Here is a 3,883-nt window from a genome sequence, read left to right on the forward strand (position 1 = left end):
GGCTGCAATGGCTGACGCCGCCGTTGCCGGGCCGGGACGATGCGCAACGGATGCCGCCACGCGAGCTGGAGGATGTCTGCTTTGAAATGGCCAAGGGGGTCGCGCAAGCCGGGATCAATCTGGTGCTGTCACCGACCGCCGATGTCGTGACGGGGCGCAACCTGTGGCTGAACGGCCGGACGCTGGCCGACGATCCGGTTCAGGCGGCGGCGATGGTCCGGGCGTACGTGCGCGGCGTTCGTCGCGCCGGTCTGCAGACCACGCTCAAACATTTTCCCGGGCATCCCGACCTGGTGGGCCACCCGGCCACGAGCGATGCCACCGTGCCGCTTTCGCTCGCCGAATTGAGATCGCTTTGGGCGCCGTTCGAAGCGGGGATCGACGAGGGTGTCGACGCGGTAATGATGGGGCCGGCCCGTTTCCGCGCGGTTCAGCCGGCGGTGGCGGCTTCGCTGTCGCGCGAACTGATTTCGGCCCTGCGCGTGGAGCTGGGTTTTTCCGGCCTGGTGATGACCTGCGACCTCGATCACCGGGCGACTCAGGGCGATCGCGCACTCGGTGACGTGGCTGTTGCCGCGCTGGCGGCCGGCGCGGATTTGCTGCTGCTGTCGCCCAATGCGGTGCCGCGCATCGGTGAGGTAGCCGAAGCAATCGTACGCGCGGTAGCGGACGGTCGACTGGACGCGAGCCGTCTGCAGGCAGCCTGCGACAGCGTGAGCGCCGCAGCCGGGAGACGGCCTGCATGAATGCCGGGATGGCCGTACGCTCCCGTCGCATCCCGTCGTCACGCCGATACCGGCAGGTGGGCGTCGATGTCGGCGGGGCGCCCGCGATTCAACCGTTTACGCGTGTCATGGCATGACTTCATATCGACCGGCGGCCCGGGTCGCAACACGCATCGCATTCTTCGTGGCCGGATTCGGCGCGGCGTGCTGGGCGTCGCTCGTTCCGTTCGTCAAACAGCGCGCGGCCATCGACGAGGCGACACTCGGCGCCTTGCTGCTGTGTGTCGGCGCAGGCTCCGTGATCGCCATGATGTTGACGGGCACACTCGGTACCCGGTTCGGCAGCAAGCCGATCGTTTTCGGTGGTGGCGTCGGGCTGGCCGTGATCCTGCCGCTTCTGGCGATCGCGCACGACGCCGCCACGTTGGGCGTTGCGCTGTTCGGATTCGGTGCGGCGCTCGGTTCGCTGGATGTCGCGATGAACATCAACGCGGTCGAGGTCGAGCGCGTGGAAGGGCGGCCGCTGATGTCGGGGTTTCATGCTCAGTACAGCATGGGCGGCTTCGGCGGCTCGGCATTGGCGACCTTTCTGCTGGCCGCGCATACAGGCGTGTTCGCGAGTATGTTGCTGTGCTCGGCGCTGATGTTCGCCGGAATCCTGATTGCACGGCGCCATCTGATCGAAACGCCGCGAAGACGGGGCGGCCCGCTTTTTGCGGTGCCGCGCGGCATCGTGCTGTTGCTGGCGGGCCTGGTGGCCATTTCATTCCTGCTCGACGGCGTGCTGCTCAGCTGGGGCGCGTTGTTCATTTCCGGTAAAGGGCTGGTTCCCGCCACGCAGGGCGGCCTCGGCTACATGCTGTTCTCGATCGCGATGATGGCCGGTCGGTTGAGTGGCGACACGTTGACCACGCGCATCGGCGACCGGTCGATGATGTTCTGGGGCGGATCGGTCGCCACGGCGGGGATGGTCGTTCTGCTCGTCGCGCCGATCGCGCCGGTGGCATTGGCGGGTTTCCTGTTGATCGGGCTGGGCGCATCGAATGTCGTGCCGATCATGTTTCGCCGAGCCGGGGCTCAACGCGCGATGTCGCCGTCGCTCGCCGTCGTGGCGATCACGATGACCGGCTATGCGGGCAATCTCGTTGGCCCGGCCAGCATCGGCTTCATCGCCGATCAAGCCGGGTTGTCGACCGCGTTCTGGCTGCTGGCCGGCCTGGTTTGCCTGGTTCCGTGTTGCGCCGGCTTCGTCGCGCATCCGCGAGCGGCGCGTGTTCGGCCGGCCGCGTGAACGGCCCGGGCTTGTCTCGCGACGATTCCGGATTGTTGCGGGGACGGCCGCTCGACGTGACGCGACGGAAGTCAGACCGGCCGGGCGCCTCCTGCCCAGTGCGCAGGAAAAGCGTTTGCACGCAGCGCGGGTTCACAGCATTGAATGTCGAAGGTCGCCAACCCGAGAATATCGAACGGGTCTTCCGCGATCATTTGCTCGATATCGCGCCGGTGGTCCGCATACGCGAGTAAAAAACCGGCGGCCTCTCCCTGCAGCGGCCCCGCGAACAGGATGCTTCCCGCCTGAACGTGTTTGACGAGCCACGCCTTGTGGGCCTCCAGGTGAGCGTGAACCTCTTGCGTCGGACGGATGTAATCCAGCTTGATCGCAAACAGCATGAGGAATCCTGTTACTTGACGGGCCGTGCATCCGGCGCCGGTACGCCGGCGAGTACGTCGGCGATGGCGGCCCTGGCGAGCGCGATACCTTCGTCCCGCACCCGCTGGCCTTTCGATGCCCCCTCGGCACGGACGAACCGGACATCCGTTACACCCAGGAAGCCGAAGAAGCGATTGAGATAGTTTTCCTGGAAGTCCATGCCGGCCAGAGGTCCTTCCGCATAAAACCCGCCGCGTGCGGAGGCGACGATGACGCATTTGCCGCTGGCCAGGCCAACCGGGCCATGCTCGGTGTATCGAAAGGTTCGTCCGGCCTGTGCAATGCGATCCAGCCAGGCTTTCAACTGACTCGGTACCGAAAAGTTGTACATCGGCGCGCCGATGACGATGACGTCGCTGGCCAGAAACTCCGTCACGAGGGTGTCGGAAACCTGATGCTCGCGGATCGCATCGTCGTCGCATGCGTCTGTCGCGACGTCACGGAACCCGGCAGCGATCGGTCCGGTCAGGTGGGCAATTTCGTCGCGGACGAGATCGCGGTAGGTCACTTCGGCCAACGGATGTCGTGCACGCAAATCGGCTACGACGGCAGCGGACAGCGTTCGCGTGATGGAGTTGCCGTCCAGAATGCTGGAATCGAGATGCAGGAGCTTCATTTCAGTCTCGCAGTGAGGGAAAGACAAATTGCTTCGAAATCCGAAGGGCGTCATGGATGAACCGTTCGTGCGGCCCGGTCGATCAGTCTCGCGACATCGTCGGGGTGAGACAGCATCGACAGGTGACTGGAGCGAATGGTCGTGACCGTTGCGCCGATCCGCTGCGCGATGGCCTGCTGCACGGTCGCGTCGAGCGCGTTGTCGTCGGTCGTTCGCAGGTACCAACGGGGCTTGTCATGCCAGGCCGCATGCCGCACCTTGCCGGCGAAACAGGCCGCCGCGATCGGCTGTTGGGTCGAGGTCAGCGCGTTGACCCGTTCAAAAGGAAGATCTCCCGCCATGACGCGCTGGAACTGGCGGGCATCGTCCAGCCATATCAGTCCCCGCGCGTCCGGCGACAGGCCCGTCATCGGTGCGCCGACGCTGTGCAGCAGGTCGTCGACCGACTCGCCGTCATCCGGAGCCAGTGCCGACAGGTAAACAAGGCCCTTCACATTGGCGGCATTACCGGCTTGCGTAATCACCGCGCCGGCCCACGAATGGCCGACCAGCAGTACGTCTCCGGTTTGTCGGCGCAACACGTTCTCGGTCGCGGCAACGTCATCGTCTAGGGAAGTGAGCGGATTCTGCACGGCCGTCACGTGGTAACCCATGTGCTGCAGCCTGGTGATGACCGGCTGCCAACTCGACCCGTCGGCGAACGCGCCATGGACGAGCACGATGTTGCGCACCGCCGGCGCTGCGGCCGCGATCGTGTGACCGCTTGCGAACGTCACCATGAACGCGACGGCCGCGAGCAGTCGGCCGAACCGGCTGAACGGGCAGCGGCCC

5 protein-coding genes are annotated in these 3,883 nt (G+C 65.6%); 2 read left to right on the top strand and 3 right to left on the bottom strand.

What is annotated here, in order from left to right; all coding sequences use genetic code 11:
• Both JMF90_RS27730 and JMF90_RS27735 read left to right on the top strand, forming a co-directional pair.
• Positions 1-746: glycoside hydrolase family 3 N-terminal domain-containing protein (locus JMF90_RS27730; protein WP_201325680.1), on the top strand; the 746-nt coding region annotated here is incomplete at its 5' end.
• A gap of 112 nt (positions 747-858) precedes the next feature.
• A complete protein-coding gene (locus tag JMF90_RS27735) occupies positions 859-2,016 on the top strand; it encodes an MFS transporter (protein ID WP_201317382.1) in 1,158 nt (385 codons plus the stop codon).
• A 71-nt stretch (positions 2,017-2,087) separates the two neighbouring features.
• On the opposite strand, the gene JMF90_RS27740 is transcribed toward JMF90_RS27735, so the two are convergent.
• The 3 genes from JMF90_RS27740 to JMF90_RS27750 all read right to left on the bottom strand — a co-directional run.
• Entirely contained in the window at positions 2,088-2,396 is a 309-nt protein-coding gene (locus JMF90_RS27740) for a YciI family protein (protein WP_011545706.1), read from the bottom strand.
• A gap of 11 nt (positions 2,397-2,407) precedes the next feature.
• Positions 2,408-3,052, bottom strand: coding sequence for an FMN-dependent NADH-azoreductase (locus tag JMF90_RS27745; RefSeq protein WP_201317381.1), 645 nt, complete (start codon positions 3,050-3,052; stop codon positions 2,408-2,410).
• A gap of 50 nt (positions 3,053-3,102) precedes the next feature.
• Positions 3,103-3,883, bottom strand: a 781-nt coding sequence (locus JMF90_RS27750) for an alpha/beta fold hydrolase (protein WP_201325681.1), incomplete at its 5' end; no start/stop codon positions are given.

The sequence above is a fragment of the Burkholderia sp. E168m23 genome, from assembly GCF_016586125.1.
Taxonomy (GTDB): domain Bacteria; phylum Pseudomonadota; class Gammaproteobacteria; order Burkholderiales; family Burkholderiaceae; genus Burkholderia; species Burkholderia orbicola.

Bases quoted from the DNA above. Each gene is read 5' to 3' on its own strand.
- JMF90_RS27740 (WP_011545706.1), bottom strand. From the start codon at position 2,396: ATGCTGTTTGCGATCAAGCTGGATTACATCCGTCCGACGCAAGAGGTT.
- JMF90_RS27735 (WP_201317382.1), top strand. From the start codon at position 859: ATGACTTCATATCGACCGGCGGCCCGGGTCGCAACACGCATCGCATTC.
- JMF90_RS27745 (WP_201317381.1), bottom strand. From the start codon at position 3,052: ATGAAGCTCCTGCATCTCGATTCCAGCATTCTGGACGGCAACTCCATC.